The organism is Amycolatopsis sp. lyj-90 (assembly GCF_046549035.1).
Lineage (GTDB): Bacteria > Actinomycetota > Actinomycetes > Mycobacteriales > Pseudonocardiaceae > Amycolatopsis.
Map to the genome: position 1 here is coordinate 597,532 of NZ_JAJPWP010000003.1, position 24,816 is coordinate 622,347.

23 protein-coding genes are annotated in these 24,816 nt (G+C 68.3%); 12 read left to right on the forward strand and 11 right to left on the reverse strand.

Translation table 11 applies throughout. From position 1 onward, the window contains the following. Positions 1 to 2: 2 nt before the first annotated feature. On the reverse strand, positions 3 to 1,472 hold the full coding sequence (locus tag ACLJPX_RS14375) for a SpaA isopeptide-forming pilin-related protein (protein ID WP_410600513.1): 1,470 nt from the start codon (positions 1,470 to 1,472) through the stop codon (positions 3 to 5). Between the two features lie 314 nt (positions 1,473 to 1,786). Between ACLJPX_RS14375 and ACLJPX_RS14380 the strand changes: the two genes are divergently transcribed. The 5 genes from ACLJPX_RS14380 to ACLJPX_RS14400 all read left to right on the forward strand — a co-directional run bounded on the left by ACLJPX_RS14380 (position 1,787) and on the right by ACLJPX_RS14400 (position 7,178). After that, positions 1,787 to 2,623: a Bax inhibitor-1/YccA family protein gene (locus ACLJPX_RS14380; RefSeq protein ID WP_410600514.1), complete on the forward strand. Its 837-nt coding sequence runs from the start codon at positions 1,787 to 1,789 to the stop codon at positions 2,621 to 2,623. 73 nt (positions 2,624 to 2,696) lie between these two features. Further along, a complete protein-coding gene (locus ACLJPX_RS14385; protein ID WP_410600515.1) occupies positions 2,697 to 3,218 on the forward strand; it encodes a hypothetical protein in 522 nt (173 codons plus the stop codon). Positions 3,219 to 3,443: 225 nt separating this feature from the next. Beyond that, positions 3,444 to 3,929, forward strand: a complete 486-nt coding sequence (locus ACLJPX_RS14390; RefSeq protein WP_410600516.1) for a hypothetical protein — start codon at positions 3,444 to 3,446, stop codon at positions 3,927 to 3,929. A 212-nt stretch (positions 3,930 to 4,141) separates the two neighbouring features. Beyond that, positions 4,142 to 5,410 carry a YeeE/YedE family protein gene (locus tag ACLJPX_RS14395; RefSeq protein WP_410600517.1) on the forward strand — a complete coding sequence of 423 codons (1,269 nt, stop codon included), beginning with the start codon at positions 4,142 to 4,144 and terminating at the stop codon, positions 5,408 to 5,410. 235 nt (positions 5,411 to 5,645) lie between these two features. Further along, positions 5,646 to 7,178, forward strand: a complete 1,533-nt coding sequence (locus tag ACLJPX_RS14400; protein WP_410600518.1) for a DHA2 family efflux MFS transporter permease subunit — start codon at positions 5,646 to 5,648, stop codon at positions 7,176 to 7,178. Between the two features lie 84 nt (positions 7,179 to 7,262). Here the strand turns inward: ACLJPX_RS14400 and ACLJPX_RS14405 are convergent, their stop codons facing one another. Beyond that, the gene (locus ACLJPX_RS14405; protein WP_101610537.1) at positions 7,263 to 8,483 is read right to left on the reverse strand and encodes an acetyl-CoA C-acetyltransferase; all 1,221 of its coding nucleotides are present in this window, start codon (positions 8,481 to 8,483) and stop codon (positions 7,263 to 7,265) included. Between the two features lie 181 nt (positions 8,484 to 8,664). Here ACLJPX_RS14405 and ACLJPX_RS14410 point away from each other — a divergent pair, with 181 nt between their 5' ends. From ACLJPX_RS14410 to ACLJPX_RS14435, 6 genes are all read left to right on the forward strand, one after another. Continuing rightward, positions 8,665 to 10,035 (forward strand): cystathionine beta-synthase, encoded by a 1,371-nt coding sequence (locus tag ACLJPX_RS14410; RefSeq protein ID WP_410600519.1) that lies wholly within the window; start codon positions 8,665 to 8,667, stop codon positions 10,033 to 10,035. A 233-nt stretch (positions 10,036 to 10,268) separates the two neighbouring features. Then, positions 10,269 to 11,663, forward strand: coding sequence for a hypothetical protein (locus tag ACLJPX_RS14415; protein ID WP_410600520.1), 1,395 nt, complete (start codon positions 10,269 to 10,271; stop codon positions 11,661 to 11,663). Positions 11,664 to 11,815: 152 nt separating this feature from the next. Then, entirely contained in the window at positions 11,816 to 12,373 is a 558-nt protein-coding gene (locus tag ACLJPX_RS14420) for a hypothetical protein (RefSeq protein ID WP_410600521.1), read from the forward strand. Positions 12,374 to 12,409: 36 nt separating this feature from the next. Next, a complete protein-coding gene (locus tag ACLJPX_RS14425) occupies positions 12,410 to 12,880 on the forward strand; it encodes a hypothetical protein (RefSeq protein WP_410600522.1) in 471 nt (156 codons plus the stop codon). Positions 12,881 to 12,922: 42 nt separating this feature from the next. Further along, positions 12,923 to 13,498: a hypothetical protein gene (locus tag ACLJPX_RS14430; protein ID WP_410600523.1), complete on the forward strand. Its 576-nt coding sequence runs from the start codon at positions 12,923 to 12,925 to the stop codon at positions 13,496 to 13,498. A 51-nt stretch (positions 13,499 to 13,549) separates the two neighbouring features. After that, on the forward strand, positions 13,550 to 14,707 hold the full coding sequence (locus ACLJPX_RS14435) for a cystathionine gamma-synthase (RefSeq protein WP_101610532.1): 1,158 nt from the start codon (positions 13,550 to 13,552) through the stop codon (positions 14,705 to 14,707). 130 nt (positions 14,708 to 14,837) lie between these two features. Here ACLJPX_RS14435 and ACLJPX_RS14440 read toward each other — a convergent pair whose 3' ends face one another. From ACLJPX_RS14440 to hppD, 8 genes are all read right to left on the reverse strand, one after another. Beyond that, positions 14,838 to 15,116 carry a hypothetical protein gene (locus ACLJPX_RS14440; RefSeq protein WP_410600524.1) on the reverse strand — a complete coding sequence of 93 codons (279 nt, stop codon included), beginning with the start codon at positions 15,114 to 15,116 and terminating at the stop codon, positions 14,838 to 14,840. 130 nt (positions 15,117 to 15,246) lie between these two features. Then, complete coding sequence (locus tag ACLJPX_RS14445; protein ID WP_410600525.1) at positions 15,247 to 16,113, reverse strand: ferredoxin; 867 nt, start codon at positions 16,111 to 16,113, stop codon at positions 15,247 to 15,249. 8 nt (positions 16,114 to 16,121) lie between these two features. Continuing rightward, on the reverse strand, positions 16,122 to 16,574 hold the full coding sequence (locus ACLJPX_RS14450) for a hypothetical protein (RefSeq protein ID WP_410600526.1): 453 nt from the start codon (positions 16,572 to 16,574) through the stop codon (positions 16,122 to 16,124). Positions 16,575 to 16,638: 64 nt separating this feature from the next. Continuing rightward, positions 16,639 to 17,079, reverse strand: coding sequence for a hypothetical protein (locus tag ACLJPX_RS14455; RefSeq protein ID WP_410600527.1), 441 nt, complete (start codon positions 17,077 to 17,079; stop codon positions 16,639 to 16,641). After that, a complete protein-coding gene (locus ACLJPX_RS14460; RefSeq protein ID WP_410600528.1) occupies positions 17,076 to 21,086 on the reverse strand; it encodes a hypothetical protein in 4,011 nt (1,336 codons plus the stop codon). The genes ACLJPX_RS14455 and ACLJPX_RS14460 overlap by 4 nt, the downstream gene beginning before the upstream one ends. Beyond that, positions 21,086 to 21,400, reverse strand: coding sequence for a type VII secretion target (locus ACLJPX_RS14465; RefSeq protein WP_101610527.1), 315 nt, complete (start codon positions 21,398 to 21,400; stop codon positions 21,086 to 21,088). Before ACLJPX_RS14465 ends, ACLJPX_RS14460 begins: the two co-directional genes overlap by 1 nt. 31 nt (positions 21,401 to 21,431) lie before the next feature. Further along, positions 21,432 to 21,974 (reverse strand): YbaB/EbfC family nucleoid-associated protein, encoded by a 543-nt coding sequence (locus tag ACLJPX_RS14470; protein WP_410600529.1) that lies wholly within the window; start codon positions 21,972 to 21,974, stop codon positions 21,432 to 21,434. A 240-nt stretch (positions 21,975 to 22,214) separates the two neighbouring features. Next, positions 22,215 to 23,414: a 4-hydroxyphenylpyruvate dioxygenase gene (hppD, locus tag ACLJPX_RS14475; protein WP_410600530.1), complete on the reverse strand. Its 1,200-nt coding sequence runs from the start codon at positions 23,412 to 23,414 to the stop codon at positions 22,215 to 22,217. Positions 23,415 to 23,536: 122 nt separating this feature from the next. On the opposite strand from hppD, the gene ACLJPX_RS14480 reads away from it, so the two are divergent. Next, a complete protein-coding gene (locus ACLJPX_RS14480) occupies positions 23,537 to 24,010 on the forward strand; it encodes an Lrp/AsnC family transcriptional regulator (protein WP_184895517.1) in 474 nt (157 codons plus the stop codon). On the opposite strand, the gene ACLJPX_RS14485 is transcribed toward ACLJPX_RS14480, so the two are convergent. Beyond that, positions 24,007 to 24,810, reverse strand: coding sequence for an MBL fold metallo-hydrolase (locus ACLJPX_RS14485; protein WP_410600531.1), 804 nt, complete (start codon positions 24,808 to 24,810; stop codon positions 24,007 to 24,009). The genes ACLJPX_RS14480 and ACLJPX_RS14485 overlap by 4 nt on opposite strands. Positions 24,811 to 24,816: the final 6 nt, after the last annotated feature.

The following is a 24,816-nucleotide window of genomic DNA, read 5'->3' on the forward strand; positions in this document are numbered from 1 at the left end:
CTTTAGCGTCGCGAAGACCGCCGCGCGGCCACGCCCACCATCAGCGAACCGAGCAGCGCGAGCGCGCCGACGCCGAGGATCCCGGCGGTCGACGCCGAGTTCTCGACGGTGCCCTGCATCATCGCCACCGGCCGGTCGCCGGCGGGGATGGTGCGCGGTACCTCGTTGGGCGTGTTGGCGACCTTGAGCGCCAGCGTCTCACCCGGCTTGACCTCGCCGCAGGCGGACGGCGGATTCTTCGGGTCGAACGCGTTGGTGTAGCCCGGCGGCGCGTTGACCTCGACCACGCAGATCTCCTGCGGGGTCCGCAGGTTCTCCACGGTGACCGTCCCGGTCTCGCCTTCGGTGGTGACGACGGCGGGCTTGCCGTCGGCGCCGTTGAGCGGCTTGCCGTCCTGGCCGAGAGCGGCGGCGGACTTGTCCTTGCCCGTGATCCGCAGCGCGGCGCCCGCGATGCCCTTGCCGGTCTTCGCGTCGACCTTGGTCACCTGGACCTTGCCCGGCTTCGAGACGACGGCGACACCCTGCGCCTTCAGTTCCTTCTCGCCACCGGTCGAGACCACCTTCTGCACGCCTGTCTGGAGCGGGAACTGCACGTATGGCCGGTCCGCGGGGGCGGACAGCGAGCTGGCCAGCTTCGGCTGCTCGCCGGTCGGCGTCACCTTGACCGTGACTGTGCCGTCCTCGCCGGTCTTCACCGTGGTGGCCTTCTCGGCCTTGGCTGTCGAGGTCGACGCGGGTTTGGTGGTCTCACCGCCGTCGACGGTCGCGTTCGACGGCGTCAGCTTCACCGGTACTCCGGAGATGCCCTTGCCCTTGGCGTTCTTGACGCTGATCGTCCACTCGCCCGCGGTGCCGATGTGCTGGTCTTCCTTCGGCGGTGCGATCGCGGTGGTCCACGGCCCGCGGTTGGCCTCGGCGTCCTTGGTCATCTTCTCGAGGGCCGTGGCGGCATCGGCGTGCTGCGCCTTCAGCTTGCCGAGGGCGCCCTGGATGTCGTAACCGATCTCGTCCGGCTTGAGGTTCGGCTTGAGGTCGGCGTCGGAGCGCGGCTTCGACGTCCACGAGTGCAGCAGGTGCGCGAGCGCCGCCGCCTCGGCGTTGTCCTGCGTGCCGCCGTAGCGCAGGAGCAGGTAGGAGATGTTGGCCGCGATGTCGTCCGGCAGCTTCTGTCCCCACTTGTCGAGGAGTTCGTCGCCGGGCTTGTACTTCTCGGCCGAGCCCGGCGCCTTCAGCTGGAAGCTGACGCAGAACACGTGCTTGCCGTTGACGACGTAGGAACCGAGCCAGTCTCGGTCCCTGGGTTTGCTGTCGACTGTCTGGCCGGGTGTGATCTTGTAGCCGACGCCTTCGTTGTCGGCGGCCGAAGCAGGTGTCACCGCGACGGTGGCGGACAGGGCGCCGAGCAGGCACGTCGCGATCAGGCTGGTCAAGGCGCGCGAACGCACGCTCGGGCGTGTGGTCCACCCCATGGTGTGTTGACTCCTTTGGCCGTGCTCTGCCCCGGCGCCTTTACGTCGATGCAGGTCACACGATCGATAGGTTCCCCGACACGCCTTCGGTGAGTAACCGAACACGCAACGTGCAGGGTGTCCTGTGAGCAGCGGTTTTGGCAATAGGGCATCAGGTGGGGTATCGGTGAACGGTCGGTGATCTCCGCCGCATACGGTGTGGGGGATGGGTCTCGCCGGGAATGTGGGTAAAGTCGTCTTTACTTCGACGGGAACCGGGCGGCCCCCGCGGTCGTTGAACCCCATGCAGGTGCCAGTAGATCCAGGAGGATCAGGTGCGATCCAGTAGCAACCCGGCGTTCCGGAACCTGCCGCGTGGCGCGGCGCAGTACGGACCCAACGTAGGCTTCAACCAACCCCAGGGCGGCGTGCCCGGCTACGGCCCTCCGCAGACCTCCGCCGGTGCCGACGACCGTCCGATGACCGTCGACGACGTCGTCATCAAGACGGCGCTGAGCCTCGGCACCGCGCTGGTGACCGGTGTGCTCACCGCGATCTGGGCGATCAGCCAGATCCCGTTGTCGGCGTCCGGCAAGATCATCGGCATCCCCGGTGCCGTGATCGGCGCGCTCGTCGGCTCGATGATCGTCGGCCTCGTGATCTCGCTGGTGATCATCTTCAAGAAGATGCCGAGCGGCCCGCTCACGCTGGCGTACTCGGCCGTCGAGGGTGTCTTCCTCGGTGCGCTCAGTGGTCTGTTCGAAGCGCTGTACCCCGGTATCGCGCTGCAGGCGATCGTCGGTACCGCCGGTGTCTTCATCGCGATGCTGGTCGTTTACAAGACGGGTGCCGTCAAGGTCACCCCGAAGCTGACGAAGTGGATCATCGGCGCCGTGGTCGGCGTCGCGATCATGATGCTCGTCAACCTCGTCACCAGCCTTTTCTTCAATTTCAACCCGCTGCGTGACGGTGGTCCGATCGCGATCATCTTCAGCCTCGTGGTGATCGGTGTCGCGGCGTTCAGCTTCCTGCTCGACTTCGACCAGGCCGACCGGATGATCCGCGAAGGCACGCCGTCGAAGTGGTCCTGGTACGTCGCCTTCGGCCTGATGACCACGCTGGTCTGGCTGTACCTCGAGATCCTGCGGTTGCTGTCGTACTTCCGCGAATGACCGATGTCTCTCCGTGAAAGGGCGCTCCGAGCGATCGGGGCGCCCTTTTCGTCGTGGTGAATACTCTGCTGACATGACCGAGCACAAGCGTTCGAAGTGGTTCTGGGTGGGCATCCTGGTGCCGGTCGCCATCGTTCTGCTCAGCGCCACGACCTGGATCGTCGGCTACGTGTCCAGTACGGACAACGCCGAAGTGGGCGACTGCTACGCGATCACCACCTTCGGCAACGTCGGCGTCGATCCGGTGAAGGCGGATTGCGGTTCCGCGGAGGCCAACGCGAAGGTCGGCGCGAGGACCGAAGGCGGCGTCGCCTGCCCGGACGGCGAGTACGACGAACTCAGCGTCGACGGGACGTTCTCCTCGTACAAGCTCTGCATGATGATCAACGCGAAACAGGGCGACTGCCTGGTCAACTTCCTGGCCGACACGGTGGCGTACCAGAAGGTGGCCTGCACGGATCCCACGAAGGACGCGGAGATCGTGAAGGTCGCCGACGGTGTCGCGAGCGACAAGGCCTGCGAGGACACTCAGGCGACTCACCTCGAGGTGTACTCGACACCGCCTTCGACACTGTGCATCAAGAGCGGCAAATAGCAGACTCGACCAGGGGCTTTCACTCTTTCGGGGGCCCGGTTCATGACCTTGATCACGGTGCGTGTTTGATACCGAGGTTCTCATTCCTCTTCACAACTGTGAGGTTTCTCGGTGACCACTTCCCAGCCGGCCCCTGGGGGCCAAACGCCGGTGGGACAGCCCGACGCTTTCGGACCGCCTCCCGGCGTACAGCCGGCGGCGCCCAAGCGGTCCAAGCTCGCGTGGTTGAAGTTCGCGCTTCCGATCGTGATCGTCGTTCTCGTCGCCGGCGGGTACGCGGTCAACTACCTGACCGGCACCGACGGTGCCAAGGTCGGTGACTGCCTCGCGGTCACCGAATTCACCAGCAAGGCCGACCCGAAGCAGGCCGACTGCGGGGTCGCCGAAGCCAACGTCAAGGTCGCGGCGAAGGTGGGCGACAACGAGTCCTGCCCGGAAGGCCCGTACGACGAGTACTCGCAGTCCGGTCGCATCTCGTACAAGCTCTGCCTGATGATCAACGCCAAGCAGGGTGACTGCCTGACCAACTTCGGCGCGGGCACCGCGGGCTACAAGAAGGTGCCTTGTTCGGACCCGGCCAAGGAGGTCGAGTTCGTGAAGATCGCCGAGGGGCAGGCGGACAAGGCGGCGTGCGAAGGCACTGAAGCCACCAACGCCATCAGCTACTCGACCCCGCCGACGACGATGTGCGTCATCAAGGGCGACAAGTAATCCGTCGTTTCGCGTGAAGGCCCCCTTCTCTCGGCTCAGCTGCGGGAAGGGGGCCTTCACGCGCTGGGGGAGCAAGGGACCTTTGGTATCGCCGCCGCCATCCGGCCGTGTGTGAGCCCCCATTCGTCGCACAGTGTGGGACGGGCTGCGACCGGACGGTCACCGGTCCTAACGTTGCTCGTCCCCAACCCGCCGATCGACCTGGAGTCCTGGTGGCGACGACAGAAACCCAAGCCGGTGAGAAGAAGTTCCTCGACTTCCCGACCTCCTGCGCCGCCCCGGTCCCGCGACCGGAGGAGCCGGTCAAGATCGTGCCGCTGGCTGTCGCGGGTGTCCTCGCGGTCGGCCTGACCTGGTACGTCTGGGCGGCGCACGGGGCGAAGTTCGGGGTCCTGCTCATCCTCGGCCTGCTGCTCGGGCTCGCGCTCTTCCACTCCCGTTTCGGTTTCACCTCGGCCTGGCGCCAGCTGATCGCGGTCGGCAACGGCCAAGGCCTGCGGGCGCACACGCTGCTGCTCGGCACCGCCGCGACCCTCATCGCGCTGATCGTCGGCACCGGCTCCGGGCTGTTCGGCAGCAAACCGAATCCGACCGCGGGCGGGCTGGGGCTCGCGTTGTTCGTCGGCGCGACGGTTTTCGCCATCGGGATGCAGCTGGGCGGCGCGTGCGCTTCCGGAACCCTGTTCGCGGTCGGTTCCGGGCAGTCGACGATCGTGCTGACCCTCGGCGGGTTCATCACCGGCTCGGTCCTCTACACGTGGGCGTATCCGCTGCTGTCGGGCTGGCCCGAGTTCAAGGGGATCCTGCTGTCCGACCACGTCGGCTGGTTCGGTTCGTGGGCGATCACCATCGCCGTCCTCGCCGCGATCGTGCTGGGCACCCGGTTCGTGCAGAAGCGCCGCAACCCGCCGCCGGTCGACGTCGTCCCGACCGCGCGCGGCTTCGCCCGGATCTACCGCGGTTCCTGGCCGATCCTCGTCGGCGCCGTCGTCCTCGGCGTGCTGGCGGGCGCGGTCTTCCTGGTCTCCGGCGGAATCTGGGGCGTCACGAGCGCGTTCAGCCTGTGGGGCGCCAAGATCCTGCAGGTGTTCGGGCTGCACCCGGAGACCTGGGAGTTCTGGCGGATCAAGGCGAACGCGGCTTCGCTGGCGGGTCCGATCTGGAAGGACAAGAACAGCCTCACCGACATCGGCATCATGATCGGCGCCGGGGTCGCCGCCGCGGCGGCGGGCGCGTGGAAGATCCACAGCTCGATCCCGTGGCGCACCGCCGTGGCCGCGGTGCTCGGCGGCATCCTGATGGGTGTCGGCGCGCGGATGGCGGGCGGCTGCAACATCGGCGCCTACCTCGGCGGGATCTCGGTCGGCAGCCTGCACGGCTGGCTGTGGGGCGTCTTCGCGCTCGGTGGCACCTGGATCGGGCTCAAGCTGCGACCGCTGTTCGGGCTCGGCAACCCGGCTCCCAAGGACAGCGTCTGCTGATCACTCTTTGTGACACCTCGTACGCGGTCCTGCCCTTTCGGTCCGCGTACGGGGAAAAAGTTGGCATGTAAAACCCGCGTTCGGCTACCCTCGGCTACATACCCGAGCTTGCGCCTTAATGCACAAGCTCGGTCGGGGAAGGCCTGGCGATGACGTCGGGCGTCAAATTCCGTAGTCGCGACCACGGGGGTTGTCGCGTCCGAGGGAAACACTGAGTATCAGGGACGGGTTTTTCATGTCAACGCAAAGTCCGGCCGCGCCGGGCGGCGACAAACTCGACGCGGGCGTGCTCAAGGTCGCCGTCGTCGTCATCCTTGGCGCGATCATGGCGATCCTCGACACGACGGTCGTCAACGTCGCGCTCCAGAAACTGACCATCGAGTTCCAGACCTCGTTCGACACCATCCAGTGGATCGCGACCGGCTACATGCTGGCGCTGGCCACGGTCATCCCGATCACCGGCTGGGCTTCGGACCGGTTCGGCACGAAGCGGCTCTACATGACCGCGATCGGGCTGTTCCTGATCGGGTCGATGCTCGCCGGCATGGCGTGGGACGTCGAATCGCTGATCGTCTTCCGGGTCCTGCAGGGCTTCGGCGGCGGCATGCTGATGCCCGCCGGCATGACGATCCTGACCAGGGCCGCCGGACCGCACCGGATCGGTCGCGTGATGGGCGTGCTCGGCGTGCCGATGCTGCTCGGCCCGATCGGCGGCCCGATCCTCGGCGGCTGGCTGGTCGACGCGGTGAGCTGGCGCTGGATCTTCTACATCAACCTGCCGATCGGCCTGATCACCATGGCGCTGGCCTGGCGCCTGCTGCCGAAGGACCGGCCGGAACCCAGCGAGCGCTTCGACTTCGTCGGCATGCTGATGGTGTCTCCGGGCCTGGCGGCGCTGATCTTCGGCGTTTCGAACATCCCGGCGGCGGGCGGTGTCGGCGCGGTGGACGTCTGGCTGCCCGCGCTGGCCGGGGTCGGGCTGCTGGTGGCGTTCGTGTTCCGGGCGAACCGGGTCACGAACCCGCTGGTCGACCTGAAACTGTTCAAGAACCGGTCGTTCTCCGTCGCGATGGTGACGATGACGTTCTTCTGCGTCGCGTTCTTCGGCGCGATGCTGCTCCTGCCGACGTATTTCGTGCTGGCGCGCGGTGAATCGGCGATGAACGCCGGTCTGCTGCTCGCCCCGCAGGGTTTCGGCGCGATGCTGACCATGCCGATCGCGGGCCGGTTCGCGGACAAGATCGGCGCGCGGAAGATCGTGCTGCCCGGTCTCGTGCTGATGCTCGCCGGGCTGATCGCCTTCACCCAGCTCACCGCGACGACGCCGTACTGGCTGCTGCTCTCGGCGCTGTTCGTGATGGGGCTCGGCATGGGCGCGACGATGATGCCGATCACCTCGGCCGCGTTGCAGACGCTCAAGTCGCAGGACATGGCGAAGGCGTCGACGGCGACGAACATCGTGCAGCAGACCGCGGGCGCGATCGGCGCGGCGGTGCTGTCGATCATCCTGGCGGCGCTGCTGGCCGGGAAGTTCGGTGTGCCGACGGCGCAGGGACAGCTGGCGGCGACGGCGGCGGTGTTCAACCCGGCGACCCACGAGGTGGCTTCGGGGCTGGCCGCGGACGCGTTCTCGACGACGTTCCTGTGGTCGATGATCCTGCTCGCGCTGTGCCTGATCCCGGCGGCGTTCCTGCCGAAGACCAAGCCCGCGCTGCCCGAGGGAGTCGACGGCGAGGTCCCCGCGGCCCCGCCGATCATGACCCACTAGGGCCTGGAAGGAAGCAAGGGACCTTTGCTCACGTCAGTTAGCGTGCTAACGAACGTGAGCAAAGGTCCCTTGCTTTCCTTTAGATCAAGACAAGCGTTCCAGCACCATCGCCATGCCCTGGCCGCCGCCGACGCACATCGTCTCGAGGCCGAACTGCTTGTCGTGGTGCTGCAGCGAGTTGATCAGCGTCGAGGTGATCCGCGCGCCGGTCATGCCGAACGGGTGGCCGACGGCGATCGCGCCGCCGTTGACGTTCAGCTTGTCCAGGTCGATCCCGAGGTCCTTGTACGACGGGATGACCTGTGCGGCGAACGCTTCGTTGATCTCCACGAGGTCGATGTCGCCGGCCGACATCCCGGCGCGGGCGAGTGCACGCTTCGACGCCTCGACCGGGCCGTAGCCCATGATCTCCGGCGACAGCCCCGAAACGCCGGTCGAGACGACGCGGGCGAGCGGCGTGAGGCCGAGTTCCTTCGCCTTGGTGTCGGACATGATGATCACCGCGGCGGCGCCGTCGTTGAGCGCGCAGCAGTTGCCCGCGGTGATCCGGCCGTCGGGGCGGAAGACCGGCTTGAGGCCGGAAACACCTTCGAGGGTGACGCCGGCGCGCGGGCCGTCGTCCTTCGAGATCACGGTGCCGTCCGGCAGGGTCACCGGGGTGATGTCCTTGGCCCAGAACCCGTCCGCGATGGCCTTCTCGGCGAGGTTCTGCGAACGGACACCGAACTCGTCCATCTCCTCGCGCGAAACGTTCTTCAGGCGCGCGAGGTTCTCGGCGGTCTGGCCCATCGCGATGTAGACGTCCGGGAGGACACCGTTCTCGCGCGGGTCGCTCCAGCTGTCGGCACCTTCGGAGGCCACCTGCGCGGTGCGGGCCTCGGCGTCGGCGAACAGCGGGTTGTGCGTGTTCGGCCAGGAATCCGAGCTGCCGTTGGCGAAGCGCGAAACGGTCTCGACACCGGCGGAGATGAAGACGTCGCCTTCGCCCGCCTTGATCGCGTGCAGCGCCATGCGGGTCGTCTGGAGGCTGGAGGAGCAGTACCGCGTGACCGTGCAACCTGGCAGGTGGTCGTAGCCGAGTTCGACCGCGACCGTGCGGCCCATGTTGAAGCCCTGCTCGCCACCGGGGAGACCACAGCCCAGCATGAGGTCTTCGATCTGTGCCGGGTCGAGTTCGGGGACCTTGTCGAGCGCGGCGCGGACCATCTGCGCGGTGAGGTCGTCCGGGCGGATGCTCACCAGCGATCCCTTGCCGGCGCGGCCGATCGGGGATCGGGCGGTGGAGACGATGACGGCTTCGGGCATGGAACGACACTCCCTTGTTTCCGATCCAGACACGCGCTAAGCGGTTGCTCACCTCGCATCCTTCACCGGTTGGAGGTGCGGGTCAAAGGCGAACGCGATCCACGCCACACCACCCGGTGACGCGGTGATGCCGCCGGAGTTGAGTGGACACATCCCGACCTGCGGCGTTTAGGCTGTCAGCGTGGATTACGTCGAGCACATCGTGGACCTCGTGGGCAACACCCCTCTGGTCAAGCTGAACGCACTGGCCGAGGGGCTGCAACCGCTCATCCTGGCCAAGGTCGAGTACGTCAACCCCGGCGGCAGCGTCAAGGACCGCATCGCGCTGCGGATGATCGAAGCCGCGGAGCGTTCCGGCGAGCTGAAGCCCGGCGGCACCATCGTCGAGCCGACGTCCGGCAACACCGGCGTCGGGCTGGCCATGGTGGCGCAGCGCAAGGGGTACAAGTGCGTGTTCGTCTGCCCGGACAAGGTCAGCGAGGACAAGCGCAACGTGCTCAAGGCCTACGGCGCCCGCGTCGTGGTCTGCCCGACCGCGGTCGCGCCGGAACATCCGGACTCCTATTACAACGTCTCCGACCGTCTCGTGCGTGAGATCGAGGGCGCCTGGAAGCCGAACCAGTACGCCAACCCGGAGAACCCCGCCAGCCACTACCACTCGACCGGCCCGGAGCTCTGGCGACAGACCGAGGGCAAGATCACGCACTTCGTCGCGGGCGTCGGCACGGGCGGCACGATCTCGGGCACCGGCAAGTACCTCAAGGAGGTCAGCGACGGCCGTGTCCAGGTCATCGGCGCGGACCCCGAAGGCTCGGTGTACTCCGGCGGTTCCGGACGGCCGTACCTGGTCGAGGGCGTCGGCGAGGACTTCTGGCCGGAGACCTACGACCGGAACGTCGCCGACCAGATCATCCCGATCTCGGACGCGCACTCCTTCGACATCACCCGTCGTCTCGCGCTCGAAGAGGGCCTGCTCGTCGGCGGCTCGTGCGGGATGGCCGTCGCCGCCGCGCTCAAGCTCGCCGAGGGCCTCGGCCCGGACGACGTCGTGGTCGTGCTCCTCCCCGACGGCGGCCGCGGCTACCTCACCAAGGTGTTCAACGACAGCTGGATGTCCTCCTACGGCTTCCTGCCGCCGGACTCCAGCGGCGCGACCGTCGGCGACGTCCTGATGAAGAAGAGCGGCTCGCTGCCCAGCCTGGTGCACAGCCACCCGAACGAAACGGTCGCCGAGGCGGTGGCGATCCTCGCCGAGTTCGGCGTCAGCCAGATGCCCGTGGTCAGCGCGGAACCGCCGGTCATGGCGGCCGAGGTCGTCGGCGCGGTCAACGAACGCGATCTGCTCGAAGCCCTCTTCACCGGCAAGGCGCAGCTGGCCGACAGGCTCGAGCAGCACATGTCGGCGCCGTTGCCGACCATCGGCGCCGGTGAACAGGTGAGTTCGGCGATGAACGCGCTCTCGGGCGCCGACGGTGCGCTGGTGCTGGTGGACGGCAAGCCGGCCGGCGTCGTCACCCGGCACGACCTGCTCGCGTTTCTCGCGGGACGGTAAAGAGGCATTTCATCGGATGGTCGGGCCGGGGCGTTACGAGCGGCCCACCCGGCTATCCGATAGCGTGTTGGGTGAGTTGAACTTTTATGTCCTCGTCAAGGGGGTTCAAGACCCAAATGAGTGCTCCGCAGCCACCGAATCAGCCTTGGGGTGGCGCCCAGCCACCGCAAGGACCCCCGAGTGGCCCCCAGCCGCAGCAAGACAACCCGTTCGGTTCCCCGGAACCGACCCAGGTGGTGCAGCCCGGACAGCCTGCCCAGCCCGACTACGGGCAACCGCAGTACGGGCAGCAGCCCTCGTACGAGCAGCCCCAGGGTGGCGGGTTCGGCGACACGCCGGAGCCCACACAGGTCGTGCAGCCGGTCCAGCCGGGTTCGGGCGACGCGAACGCGACCCAGGTCGTGCAGCCGGTGAGCCCTGGCGGGGAGACCCCCGCCAGTGAGTCCACCCAGCTCGTGCCGCCGGGTTCGCAGCCGCCCGCCATCCCGTACGCCCCGCCGCCGAGCGCGGCCGACAACCCCGCCGCGGGTGCCTATGGCGCCCAGGGTGGCGGTTTCGGTCAGCAGCAAGGCTTCGGCGGACCCCCGCAGGGCGGGTTCGACCCGTCGCAGGGACAGCAGCAGCCCGGTTACGGCCAGCCGCAGCAGGGCTTCGGCGGACCGCCCCAGGGCGGATTCGGCCAGCAGCCCGGTTTCGGCGGACCGCCGCAGGGCTACAGCCCCGCTCCCACCGGTGGCGGAGGCGGTAACCCGCTGTTCGGGTTCATCGCCGGTGGCCTCGTCGGCCTCCTCGGTCTTCTCGCGCTGATCTTCAGCTTCGTCTACTTCGGCGACGCGAGCGAGTTCTCCGAAGGCGTCGACAGCCAGTCCTCCAAGCTCGGTGAGGAGGCGGTGAACAAGCTTCTCGACCAGTTCGGCTTGGCGTCGCCCGGCACCGTCTGGCTTTACGTGATCCTGCTGCTGGTCGCTTCGATCATCGCGACGGCGGCCGGTGCCGGTCTCGCGCTGGCGAGCAAGCTCCCGGCTTCGATCAAGAAGATCGTCCCGATCGCGGTCACCGCGGGCGGTGCTCTGCTGCTCCTCTTCGGCATCCTGCTCCTGGGCGCCACGACCGCGTCCGGTGACGGCGTCCCGAACGAGGTCAGCATCGGGATCGGCCTGCCACACCTGATCTTCGGCATCCTGATCCTGATCGTCGGAGTGCTGGGCCTGATCCCGCCGACCGCGCAGTTCGTCGGTCTCGGTGGCGGCGGCTCGGTGCTCGGCGCGCCGCAGAGCGGCCAGCCCGGTGGTTTCGGCGGCCCGCCGCAGGGCGGCTTCGGCCAGCCGGGGCAGCCCAACCCGTACGGACAGCCGCAGCCCGGCCCCTACGGCCAGCCCGGTCAGCCCGGCCCGGCTTCGGGTGGTTTCCCGCAGCAGGGACAGCACGGTGGTTTCGGGCAGCAGCCCGGACAGTCCGGTCCGCCCAGCGGCGGATTCGGCCAGCCTGGTCAGCCGCCGCAGGGCGGCTACGGCCAGCCTCCGCAGCAGCACGGTGGTTTCGGGCAGCAGCCCGGGCAGCCGGGTCAGCCCGGTGGCGGTTTCGGCCAGCCGGGTCAGCAGCCCGGTCAGCCGCCGCAGCAGTGGTGATTCGCCGCTACTGAACGGTTTTGCGCAGAACACCTCCGGTCTTTCGGCCGGGGGTGTTCTGTTTTCACAAGGTCTCCGGATTCGCCGACCGTGTCCTGGTCCACCGGGCTAGGGTTAGCGCCGTTAACCCACACCCGGCTGATGGGGGCGACGTGACCGGTCCGTACGGATATCCCGCGCAGCCCGGACCGGCAGGCTTCGGCTTTCACGCACCGCAGATCCGGCCGAGTGGGGCGACGGCGATCATCGCGGCACTGCTGGGACTCGTCGCCGCGGGCGCCGCCGGGTACCTCCCGGTCTACTTCTTCCTCGAACTGCCGTCCGGGTTCAGCATCGGTGACCTGCCCGGTCTCGTGCTCACCGCGTTGGGGCTGTACCTGCTGGCCGCGTTGCTCCTTCTGGTCGGCGCGCTGTCGGCGTTCTTCCGTTCTGTCGCGGGCGCCGTCCTGCTGGCGCTCGGCTCGCTGATGGTGATCACCGCCGTGCTGATGGAACCGTTGGCCTTCAACGGGGCTTACGGCCTGTACTTCCGCATGCAGTTCGAGTTCGAGACGTTCGTCGCCTTCGCTCGCGTGGTCATGTTCGCGGTCGTCCCGTTCACGCTGATCTTCGCGATCATCCCGCCGACACTGAAGTATCTGCGCTGGCGCCCTTCCCCGGCCCAGCCCTACCGGCCGCAGAATCAGGTTCCCCGGCAAGGTGGATGGTGAGACCCTGAGTGGTCCGGCCTGACTTGGGGGAGTTCCATGAGCCAGAACCACTCTTCGGCGACCGCGATCGGCGCGGCCGTCCTCGCTTTCTTGTGCGGCATGCGTTACCTGTCCGAAGCGGGCACCTTCGTCATGCAACTCGTGGTCATGGAGCCGGCTCCGCGGTATTTCGCCGGGGCGGCCTGGAACGGGCTTCTGGCGGTGACCCTGTTCGTCGGCGGTGTCCTGTTGCTTCTGAGAAGGACCCTCGGCCGCACCCTCGTCGTCATCGGGGCGGTGCTGGCGCTCTTGGCCACGCTTCTCGCGAACGGTGAGGTCCGGGCCTATTTCTTCGCCGAGGTGGACGGGCAGCCTCTGGTCACGAGCGAGTTCGCCGCGTTCCTTCTGTTCGCGATGGCCGTCGTCGCCGTGGTGCTGTCGGTGATCCGGCCGACTTCGGATTGGCTGGAAGGAAAACGGCGTGATGACGAAGAACCGCGGAAACAGGATCGCCTTCCGGGCTGGTAGCCCGGCTGACAGGATGAGGCGAGGATTTCGACAGGGGGAGCGATGACGTACCAGCAGTACCCGCCGCATGGCGGGTATCCGCCACCCGGTGCCTACCCGCCGCCGGGAATGGCGCGGCAACCGAACGGCGCCACCGGGATCATCGCCGGGATCCTCGCGATTCTCGGCGGGCTCTGGTTTCTTGCCGGCGTCGCATTCCACGTCATCGAGCTCTCCCATTTCACCATTTCGTTCCTCGTGGCCGGCGCGGTACTCGACTTCCTCACCGCGGCCCTGCTTTTGAGCGGTGGCATCCTGCTGCTCCTGCGCAAAGGCGCCGGGCGAGTGCTCACCGTCGTCGGCGCCGGGGCGACGCTCGGTTTCGTGGCCCTGGCCTTCGTGCTCCGGGCGATCGGCGCGGGCTTCTACTTCACCTACAGCGGGGTGACCCTGCAGTTCGGCGTCGGCCTGCTCCTCATCGTGGTCCTGGCCCCGGCGATCGCGACCCTCGTGCTGGCGCTGATCCCGCCGACCGCGCGCTGGGTGGCGGCCAAGAAGCAGCCCGCGGGGTTCGTGCAGCCGTCTCACCTCGGCTATCCGCCGCCGCACCAGCAGGGCCCGCCACCCGGACAGTGGTGAGTTCAATCCCAGTCGATGGGATCTCGAGGCGGTGGTCGTACCCTGGGAGGTATGGCCGACGACTACTCTCTGCTGGGCTTCGAGACACGCGCGATCCACGCCGGGCAGACCCCTGATCCCCGGACCGGCGCGGTCATCGTGCCGATCTATCAGACCTCGACCTACGCGCAGGACGGCGTCGGCGGCACGCGCGAAGGCGACTACGAATACTCCCGTACCGCGAACCCCACGCGCACCGCGCTGGAGGTCGCGCTCGCGGCACTCGAAGGCGCCCGGCACGGTCTGGCCTACTCGTCGGGGATGGCGGCGAGTGACGTCCTGCTGCGGGCGACCCTGCGGCCCGGCGACCACCTCGTGCTCGGCAACGACGCGTACGGCGGCACGTTCCGGCTGATCGACAAGGTGCTCAGCCTGTGGGGCGTCGAGCACACGGTCGCCGACCTGGGGAACATCGCCGAGGTCCGCGCCGCGATCCGGCCGGAGACGAAGCTGATCTGGTGCGAGTCGCCGACCAACCCGATGCTGGGGATCGCCGACATCGCCGCGCTGGCCGAGGTCGCGCACGGCGCCGGCGCCCGCCTGGTCGTCGACAACACCTTCGCCACCCCGTACCTGCAGAACCCGCTTTCGCTGGGTGCCGATGTCGTCCTGCACTCGACGACCAAGTACCTCGGCGGGCACTCGGACGTCGTCGGCGGCGCGATCCTGACCAACGAGGACGAGCTGCGCGAGCAGCTGTTCTACCTGCGCAACGCGGCGGGCGCGGTGCCCGGCCCGTTCGACGCGTGGCTGACCCTGCGCGGGATCAAGACGCTCGCGCTGCGGATGGAGCGGCACAGCGACAACGCCGAGCTGATCGCCCGGATGCTGCTGAAGCACCCGAAGGTCGATCGCGTCTACTACCCGGGCCTGCCGGAACACCCCGGCCACGAGATCGCTTCGAAGCAGATGCGGCGCTTCGGCGGGATGATCTCGTTCACCCACGTCGACGGCGAGCAGGCCGCGCTCGACGTCGCGTCGAAGACGAAGCTGTTCATCCTCGCCGAGTCGCTGGGCGGGATCGAATCGCTCATCGAGCACCCCGGCCGGATGACCCACGCGAGCACCGCCGGGTCCACCCTCGAGGTGCCGGACAACCTGCTGCGCCTGTCCGTCGGCATCGAGGACGGCAGCGACCTGGTCGCCGATCTGGCCAAGGCCCTGGGCTGACCGCCGCCGAGCCCAGAGTGGGAGCAAGGGACCTTTGCTATCGTTAGCGTACCCACGCTAACTAAGTGACAGCAAAGGTCCCTTGCTCTCTTTGCGCTGGTCAGCGCGGTGTGGTGGGAGAATTGCCCGGTTACGGGCGGAAGTTACTGGGCGCGATACCGCTCTTCGCGTCCGCTTCGTGCGTAGTGCCCTGAGGGGCGGCAGGCAGTTCTGAGCCGTCGACGCAGCCACCGACGAGCTCGATGTGGTTGTCGTGCCGGATGTACTGGCCGGGGTCCACGCAACCGGCGCGATCGACCGTGTAGACGGCGGCGCCGGTCAGCAGGGCGGCCGACGTGAGGGCCAGCACGACCGGGAGCAGCCCGGCTGAACGGGTCGCCCGGGCCCTGCCGATGTTCCCCCGTGTCATGCGCGCTCCCTGGTCGCCTTCGCCGCCGTCGTCAAGAGTACCTGGATGGTGAACTTGTCACGTGACGTATCCGTCAGGTGGCATCATCCGGTCAGCGATCCGGTCGCTCACGCCGTGAGAACGCCGCGCTTCAGGACGCCTGCTGGCCGGTGATGGCGGCGACCGCGAGTTCGCGTTCGGGCTCGCCGACCTCCGGCAGAGTGAACCGCGACGCCCGGATGTGGGTGAGCAGTTCGGGATCGGGCGCCACATCGTGCTCGCGCAGGTAGTAGGCGACCGCGCCCGGCCAGTACCAGCTGCCGTCCGTGCGGAAGTTCAACGGTACCAACGGTTCCCGGTCGGGCTCGAACGCGTCGGCGTCGTAGGTCCGCGACGCCAGCACGACCGGCGCGCCGTCGAGGTACTCCAGCACACGGTCCCGTTCGGCGGGGGACAGCGGCTCGCGGTTCACCACCGGACGGCCCGACTCGTCGAGGCCGTCGTAGACCCGTGGCGAGCGCAGGGCCTCCGGGGCTTCGGCGGGCGGAGTGGCGACCAATTGCTCGGCCGGCGGTGCGGCTTCGAGTCCGGCACGCTGCCGCAGCCAGTTCGGGATGTTCTGTTCGGCGCGAGGGAAGAACCGCAGTTCGTCCTGGAAGCCGATCAGGGGCGGCGCCTGCCGCCACGGCGGCTCGACGTCCGGGAGGAAGTCCGTGCTGAGCACCGTCGCCGAGCCGTAGACCAGGATCGCGCTCAGCCAGGTCCCGCGGCCGGGCTGGTACATCCCCGCGCGCAGGTTTCCGAGCAACTGCATGGCTTCCGGGCTCGGCTGCACCGGCCGTGGCAGACCGTCCTGCCCGGTGACGAGCAGGTCGGCCTCGACATGCCTGCCCGCCGCCCGGTACTCGACCCGCATCTGCTGCCAGCCAGGCGGAAGCGGCGTCGCGAGGGCATGACCGATCTGCCAGACGAGCTGCTGTTGCTGCTGCTGGTTCACCGGCGTCGGCGGCTGGGTCATCGTCTTCCTCAGTCGGTCTTGGCGCCGGAGGCGGCCAATCCACGCTTGAACCAGTCCGGCATGTACGCCTCGCCTCGGGGGAACCGTTCCTGCTCCAGGGCGAACTCGTCCGGTGCGGGGTACGGCTGGAAGTCGGGTTCGTTCTGCCAGTTGTACTGCACGCGGAACCGCGACGGGGGTTCGATGACGAGCCTGGCCGAGAACCAGGTTCCTTCGCCTTCTTGGTACATGCCGCCGCGCAACCGCTGGAACATGCGCCACGTCTCGACGGACGGTTCCCACACCTGGTAGGTGCCGTTCGGGTCGAGCACGCCGACCGCGACGTCGATGTTCTTGCCGACCACCCGGTAGTCCAGCATCACCTCACGCCAGCCCGGCGGCAGAGCACCGACCACCGACAAGGTGATCTCGCCGAGAAGCTCGTTCTGCGCGATGGGGTCGAGCTGAGGCCATTGAGCCATCCGGTAAATCCTCCTCGTGGTCACCGCTGGAATAGCGATGACCCATCATGGCACGGGTGCCGGTTCACGCCGGTGTGTCCCGTTCCCGCTCCAGTTGCGTGCCCTGGGCGACCAGATTCCGCAGCCACGCCGGAACGTGTCGCTCGTCGCGCGGGAACGTTTCCAGGTCGCGGGTGAAGGTGGTCGGATGCAACGGCGGCCACCATTTCGGGTCTTCGTCGAAGTTGAACGTGAACTCGGGTGCCACCCCGGGCGTCAGCACGATTTTCGCCGAGAACCACGTTCCGCGACCTGGTTCGTACATCCGGGTCCGCAGTTCGCGGAACCCGCCCCGTACTTCGGCGGGCAGGTCGATGTCCCCGCTCCGCCCGTCGGCCAGCCGGATTTCCGTGGCGTAGTCGTAGGCCAGTACGGTCGCGGACACGGTGAGGCTGACCTTCGCCCAGCCGTCCGGCGCGGCCTCCGTCAGCGCGGACGCGATACCGGTGGTCAGCTCGTCCGTCATGGGGTCGCTCCGTAATGGGTGTCCGGGCCGTAATTGACCTTGGAAGGATCATTCGGGAAGTCGCGTTGTCTGGTCACTCGCGACACCTCGACCGGTCCGGGGAGAAGATTCCCCTGACCGTCGACGGCGTACACGACCTCTTGCCAGCGCATGACCACGTTCTCCGGAATGCCGTTGCTCTCGCCTTCCATCCTGACCTGGTAGTTCTCGACCTTCTGGCCGGGCACCTCGTCGAACTTGCCCAGTTCGGCCTCTTGCGCCCGCCAGGACGCGTCATGGATCCAGCTGTCCCGGTAGTGACCGCTGTTGGAAGCGGCCATCTGGGGATGCATGTTGACGTACTCGCCGGGACCACCCATCTCATGCGCCGAGAAGTGCCCGCCCGCCCATTCGACGTGTGCGTACGTGCTCCCGTGCACCGGGTGACTCTGGTAGGCCGCCTTACCTTCTTGGCCCGACCTGGTCTGCGACGTGTTGTCGCGGAAGTCGTCGTGTTTCCCCTTGAAGACCGGGTCGCCGGTCATCGCGCTCGGCTTCCCGTTGTCACCGACTTCGAAGGTCCAGTGCTTTGTCGGGTCGTGGAAGTTGGGGACGCGATACTGCGTATTGGGCTGCAGGGGGTAGCGCAGGTCGGGGTTGTGGAAGGGCTTCGAGGTCGGCAGCGTCGTCTCGACGTGCGTCACCTTCCCGGTGTCGTCGGTGAAGAACCGGCTGCTGGCACCGTTCTTGTACTCCACCTTGTACTCGGCGTTCATCGCCAGCGGCTTCTCACCGCGCAGAGCCTGCGGAACCCCTTCGGGATCCGGCTGACTGTTCCGGATACGCGGCTTGACGTCTTCGATGGTCTTGGGCGAGTCGATCGGATCGTGCCCGCCCGGCCGGTCCCGCGGCCCGGCGAACTCCGAGTCGGCCCCTCGGTTCCAGGTGGCGAACCGTTCGTCGAACTCCGGTGAGTCCGGGCGGATCGTCCGAGGTTTGGGGACGTCGTCGTACGGCGGGTGACCGGCGTCGTCGCCGTCGCCGCGGCTCTGGGCGCTCTCGGCGTCGACGTCCTGCTTGTCCGCGTGCGAGGTGTCCGGAGTGAAGCCGTCGTCGCTCGCCCGGCGGGCGGTGCCGTCGGGGCTGTGGACGTCCCATTCGCCGTTCGGCGGGATCCTCGGCCGGGTGCGGCCGTCGGGCCCGATCTCGTAATCGGACGAGAAGACCCGCCCGTTCGCGTCGGTCCACGCCGGCTTGCTCGGCGCCATCACCTCGGTGTCGAGTTCCCGCGACAGACGGCGCGCGAAATCGTTCGAGCCGGCGTCGCAGCCGATCAGCCTGATCGGGCGGCCGTCGTAATCCCCGTTGCGCCGCAGGATGTCCGCGAATTCTTCGGGGGTGTACGTGCGGTTGCCGATGCGGGCGTGTCCGTCCGGCGTCACGTGCACGTCGACGGTGTAGCGGCCGTCCGGATCCGGCTGGACCCGGTGCGGCAGGTCACCCATGTCGCCGTCGCCGCGGTGGTACGAGCTGCCCGCGGGGGTGCCTTCGGAATGCCGCTGGTTGACCTCGTCCGGCGTCAGCGGGCGGTCCGGCTCGGCGTCGGGACCCCGGTCGTGCGGTGAACCGTCGGGGTGGCCGTTCGGGTCCTGGCGCGGACCGTGCCCGTCGGGGCCGTGACCGTCCGGCGAACGCGGCGGCCCGGAGTGACCACCGGGACCGCGGCCTCCGGGGCCGGAGTTGCCAGGACCCGTGCCGCCCGGCCGGTTGCCGGGGCCGTGTGTGCCGGGCGTACCGGTGTGCGGCTGGGCCCCGGGGCCGAAGTCGTTGCCGCGGGCGACCGGCTGCGGCTGATGCGGCTGGTTCGGCCGTCCGCCGGGACCGGTCTGGCCCGGACCGCGGCTGGGGCCGGTGTGGGTGTCGGGACCGCGCGGGGTGTGCGTGTCCGGCGTGCGCGGCGAGCCGGGCGTACCCGTCCAGCCGCCACCCTGCGGCCTGCCGCCGGGCGAACCCGGGGTGCCGCCGGGCGTGCCACCCGGAGCGCCCTGGGGCGGCATGCCGCCGGCGACCGGCTGACCCTGCGGCGGGACACCGGGCGAACCGTCGCCACTGGTACCGCCGCGCTGCGAAGGAACGTGTGACGGGCCCGCGTCGCCGACACGCGGTGCCGTGGGCGCGGTGCCGCTGGTCGTCGTGCCGCTGTCGGTCGGCCGGGTGGGGCTGCCGCCGTCGTTGCCGCCGTGGTGGCCGGGCGAGGGATCGGAACGCGGTGTGGGCGAACCGCCGCCGTCACCGCCGTGCGCGCGGGGCGAGCCGCCACCGTCGCCGGTGTGGCTGGGCGAGCCTCCGCTGTCGGCCCGGGTGTGCGGTGCGGGAGAGCCGCTTTCGGGTGCGTGGCTGGGCGAGCCACCGGTGTCCGCTCGCGTGTGCGGGGTGGGAGATCCGCCGTCCGGGGCGTGGCTGGGCGAGCCTCCGCTGTCGGCCCGGGTGTGGGGAGCGGGAGCGCCGCCGCCGCTGTCGGCCCGGGTGTTCGGGGCGTCGGGTGCGTGGCTGGGAGAACCGCCGGTGTCCGCCCGTGTGTGCGGTGCCGGGGACCCTCCGTCGGGTGCGTGACCCGGCGAGCCGCCGCTGTCGGCGCGTGTCTGGGGCGCCGGGCCGCTGTCCGCACGGTTCGGGCTCGGCGAACCGTTGTCGGGCGTGCGGTTCGGAGTGCCGGAATCGCCGGGTGATCCGCCGTCGGAGCGGGCGGCACTGGGGGAGCCGCCGCCGTCCGGTGTGCTGCCGAGGTTTCCGTCCGAAGTGGACGGTGAGTCGCCGTCGCCGGTGCGGCTGGGCGAGCCGCCACCGTCTCTTGTGGACGATGAGCCGCCGCCGTCGCCACCGCGGGTGGTGGTGCTCGACGGGGTGTCGCCGGTGCGTGAGTCGCCGTTCGAGCCTGAGTCACTAGAACCGGAGTCACTTGAGCCGGAGTCACTAGAACCGGAGTCGCTCGAGCCGTCACCGGAACGGCCGGAGTCACCCGAACCACCCGAGTCGCCGTCGGATCCGTTGGAACCGGAACCGTCGGAACCGTCGCCGGATCCGCTGCCGGAGCCGTCGCCGTCCGGGCCGTCCCCGGATCCCGTGCCTCCGCCGTCGGGCCCGCCGGAGCCGCCGCCGCGGCCACCGCGCTGGACGAAGCCGCCCGCCTTGATGTTCTTGGGATTGAGCGCGTCTAGACCGGTGACCTTGCCCGCGATCTTGCCGAAGATCTTGATGATCTTCTCGAAGACGTCGACCAGTTTGCCGAGCAGCGGCGAAACCCGCCGCATCGCGTCGCACAGTTCCTTGAGCTTGTCGGCGATCTTCGCGGCCCACTTGGCGATCGCGGTGACGGCCTGCGCGACCACGATGGGCGTGCCGAAACCGAGGGAGAACACCGTCTCCATGACCCACGCGATGAGCTTGCCGACCGCGTCCGCGATCAGCTGGCGGATGAATTCGCGGACGAACGCGACGATCTCGCCGAAGATCATCACGACGGTGCTGATGCCACCCGCGACCGTCGCCGCCCCGCTGATCGCCTCGGCCTGTTCCGCGGCCTGCTTGCGGTACTGGTCGGCGGCCTCGCCGGTCCAGCCGGCGGTGCCGTTCTTGACCGTGTTCGAGAACTCGACGTGGGTGTCTTCCAGCTTCTTGGCGACGTTGCCCCAGGTCTCGGAGTACGACTGGATCACCGGCGGGTCGCCTGCCACCGCGTCCAGCATGTCCTTCAACGGCTGCATGTGTTCCATCAGGAACGACGCCACCGACGACATCAGATAGCCGAACGGGTCGATCGCGGCGCTGGCGAGCTCGCCCGCGAGGCTCAGTACCCCGAGCCCGCCGCCGATCCAGTCACCGTTCGAGATGCCGTTGAAGGCGTCCATGGCCGACTCGGCGACGCCGATGCCCGCCGCGTAGCCGTATTCGCTGTTCCCGGCCGTCAGCGGGCCCGGGCCGTCGCCATCCGTCGGCGCCTTCGCGACGAGCGGGTTCCCCTCGGGCATCAGTCAGGCACCTGCACGTTCTTGAATTCCGCCGCGAAGTTCTCGTCCTGTGCCTGGTAGGCGTTCGACGCCGAGCGCACGTTGTTCGCCACCGCTGTCGCGGCTTCGACGGCCTTGTTCAGCGCGTTGATGCCGAACTCCTCGACCGGGTCGAGCATCATCCGGAACGGCTGGCAGATGATGCCGTACGCGTCGGTCGGCATGCTCACCTGCTGGGCGGCGTCGACCGCCGTGCGCAGCCCGTCGGCGATGCCGTCGACCTGCTTGGCGTGCGCGTCGAGGTCGGCGCCGAGCTCGTAACCCTTGCCTGCCATGGTTTCTCCCCTCTACCAGGCCGGATGAACACTAAGAAAGAATGCTGCCGCCGAAATCGTCGTCGTCTTCGTCCTGCGTGCGGCGGCGGCGCGGGATCGGCTTGGGCTGCGGCGGGGTGCCCGTCGCGGGCGGCGGGGGCTCCTCGTCTTCCGGGCCGAAGCGGTGGTGCCGCTCGGGTTCCGGCGGCGCGAGGTCCTCCTCCGGCGGAGCTTCCGGGAAGGTGCTCTGCGCCTCCGCGATCACCCTGCTCGCCGTCTCGTCGGTGGTGCCGACCGTTTCGGCCATCGCCGCCTGCAGCAGTTCCGGGATCCGTGACTGCGCGAGCTGCACGAGCCGCATGACCTGCGACGAGACCTCGGCCATCCGCTTGCCGCTCGCGGCTTCGGCGATGACCAGGTTCGTGAGCAGGCCCTTCGAGTCGATCGTCACCTCGATGGTGTTGTCCTTCGACCGCTCTGTCACGGTCTGCCCCTGCATGCGGGCGGCCATCGCCTGGTAGCGCGCGGCGGTCTCCTGGATCTGCTTCGTCCAGTTGTCCACCATCTGTTCGCTGGCGTCGACGTTGTCCGGCATCGGGACCCTTCCACAAGCTGCATGCTGACGTCTTCACACTGACGGTCCGAAGGAGCCTTCGGTTCCGGAGTGCTCGAAGTTTAATTCCCGTCCGGTGTACCACCCCGCGCCGACAAAGTCGGCCCCGTCACGCAGCGAAAGGGCCCTTCACCACACAAAGTGCGATGAAGAGCCCTTTCACGCCCTGCGAACTGCCGGGGTCAGAGGTTGCCTCGGCGCTGCGCTGATGGCGCCTCGCCGTCAGAGATTGCCTCGGCGCTCCTGCTCACGCTCGATGGCCTCGAAGAGGGCCTTGAAGTTGCCCTTGCCGAAGCCGAGCGAGCCGTGGCGCTCGATGAGCTCGTAGAACACCGTCGGGCGGTCGCCGATCGGCTTGGTGAAGATCTGCAGCAGGTAGCCGTCCTCGTCGCGGTCGACCAGGATGCGGTGCTCCTTGAGCTTCTCGATCGGCACCCGGACCTCGCCGATCCGCGCACGCAGCTCGGGGTCGTCGTAGTAGGAGTCCGGGGTGTCGAGGAACTCGACGCCCGCCGCGCGCATCGCCTTCACCGTCGCGACGATGTCGTTGGTGGCCAGCGCGATGTGCTGGCAGCCCGCGCCGCCGTAGAACTCGAGGTACTCGTCGATCTGCGACTTCTTCTTCGCGATCGCCGGCTCGTTGAGGGGGAACTTGACGCGGTGGTTGCCGTTGGAGACGACCTTGCTCATCAGCGCCGAGTACTCGGTCGCGATGTCGTCGCCGACGAACTCCGCCATGTTCACGAAGCCCATGACGCGGTGGTACCAGTCGACCCAGTAGTCCATCTTGCCGAGTTCGACGTTGCCGACACAGTGGTCGACGGCCTGGAACAGTCGCTTCGGCGCACCCTCGGGGCGGACGATCTTGCTCTCGCGCGGCTCGTAGCCGGGCAGGTAGACGCCGGTGTACTTCGACCGGTCGATCAGCGTGTGGCGGGTCTCGCCGTAGGTCGCGATCGCGGCGATACGCACGGTGCCGTGCTCGTCGGAGACGTCGTGCGGCTCTTCGAGGACGGTGGCGCCCTGCGTGCGGGCGTGGTCGATGCAGCGGTCGACGTCGGCGACCTCGAGCGCGAGGTCGATGACGCCGTCGCCGTGGCGGCGGTGGTGGTCGAGCAGCGAGGAGTCGGGCTTGACGCCGCCGGTGATCACGAAGCGCGCCGAACCGGACTTCAGCACGAACGACTTGCGTTCGAAGTTCCCGGTTTCGGGGCCGGAGTACGCGACGAGCCGCATCCCGAACGCGACTTGGTAGAACCACGCGGTCTGCGTGGCGTTGCCCGCGATGAACACCACCGCGTCCATCGACTTCACCGGGAAGGGATCGGTCGAAGAGTCGTGGTCGACGAGGCCGACGAGCTGACGCAGCTGGTCGTAGCTCACGTCGTCAAGAGCACCCTGGGGTTCCACTGTGTGCGTCATGCCATGAAGCATCCGAGCGCGTGACAAAATGTGCAATGGTCAAAGATTTCGCTGCACACTATGTCCAGTGGAGCGTGGGGTCGCGCGGTCATAGTGGACAACCTGTGTAGGAGGTAGGCACGATGTCGGAAGTGCTCGACGAGCTGGACGCGCGGCTCTTGCTGTTGCTCACCGACTCGCCCCGGCTCGGAGTGCTCGAATGCGCACGGCGTCTCGGGGTCGCGCGGGGCACCGTGCAGGCCCGGCTGGACCGGCTGACCGAACGAGGGATCCTCGGCGGATTCCCGCCCGAACTCGACCTCGCGGCGATGGGATACGGCCTCACCGCGTTCGCCGTCCTGGAGATCGCGCAGGGCCGCCGGGCCGAGGTCGCGGAGGCGCTGTCCGCGATCGACGAGGTGTGCGAGGTCCACGCGACGACAGGCCAGGGCGACCTTTTCGTGCGGATGGTGGCTCGCAACAACGACGACCTGCAGCGAGTGGTGGACGAGGTGGTCGGCGCGCCGTACGTGCGGCGGACGTCGACGTCGATCGCGTTGTCGACGCCGGTTCCGCCGCGCGTACGGCCGCTGCTCGAACGGCTGGCGCGGAGCTAGCGCACTTGGTGCAGGTACCGCGCGGCCGACCGCTGGACGGCCTCGTGCCCGTCCGTGCGGATGATCGCGTCCCACCAGGCGCCGTAGATCGCCTCGAACTCGTACGGTTCGAGCATCTCGGCCGCGCGGCGGACGATTTCCGGGCGCTCCGGGATCAGGTTCGGGTAGCTGTACATCATGCCGACGAAGCGGCGGTCCGGGACGACCTGCAGGATGTCGCCCGAAAGCAGCGCGCCGCGGCCGTTCTCCCCGCCTGGCCAGTGCAGCACGGTCCCGCCGTCGAAATGCACGCCGAGGTTGATCAGCCGCAGGTCGGGGGCGACGTCGAGGGTCGCGCCGCTCCACAGCTTGATCGCCGGATCCGGCCTGCCGATCCACTGCCGGTCACCCTCGTGCAGGTAGACGGGCACGTCGAAGGCGTGGGCCCACTCGACCATGGTGGTGTAGTAGTGCGGATGGCTGATCGCGATGCCGGTGATCCCGCCGAGTTCGCGGACCTTCGCGACGAGGTCGTCGTCGATGAAGCCCGCGCAGTCCCACAGGAAGTTGCCGGATTCGGCCTTGATCAGCAACGCCCGCTCGCCGATGGCGAAATTGGGCGTGGACCCGACCCCGATGAGACCGGGTCCCTGCTCTTCTACGCGGGCTGTGTACGTGCCACTGGCGCGAACGGTGTCCAGATCGGTCCACTGTTGTCCGGCCTGCGGGATGTATTGACGTTCGTCTTCGCAGATCGGGCAGTCGGACCGGGGTTCCGCGTACTGCATGCCACAGGCCACGCAGATCGGTAGCTCGCTCATCGTTTC